Raw genomic sequence first — 475 nt, forward strand, 5'->3', positions numbered from 1 at the left:
CCCCCGCCCCCCGCCGGGCCCGTCCTTCGGGCGGATACCCGACGTATATTAGTTGAACGCCTGCCAGCCAGGATGTTCAAAATGCTCGCCATAGGCGTTCAGCGCCTGGACGATCGTCACTGCGCCTGTTTCCACCTCGCCTTTCTCCAGCGCCGAGACGCCGGTCATGACTTCACCCAGAACAATATGGAACTGTTCGTCGACCTTGGGCTCGAGCACGCAGTTCTCGATCATGAAATCGAGCTGCGTTTGAATGTCGGCGGCAATCTCCTTGCCGGCGTTGGCTGGCAGGGTGCCGGCATGGATCGCATTCAGATTGGTGGCCATCGTGCCATGGATCGCGGTCATGCCGATGACCATGTTTTGATCGCCCTGCCATTTGGCGCCATTGTTCAGCATGATCTCTATTGCCGCCTCGCCAGAGCCGTCATGCGCATGGGTTTGCGCCGCGACGATCCCGGGTGCTCCCAGCGCG

1 protein-coding gene is annotated in these 475 nt (G+C 60.8%); it reads right to left on the reverse strand.

Annotated elements, in window-relative coordinates; translation table 11 throughout:
- Positions 1–48: 48 nt before the first annotated feature.
- Positions 49–475, reverse strand: a 427-nt coding sequence (locus AC1DDS_RS25785) for a hypothetical protein (RefSeq protein ID WP_477481445.1), incomplete at its 5' end; no start/stop codon positions are given.

The sequence above is a fragment of the Mycoplana sp. 10N416 genome (genome assembly GCF_056394765.1).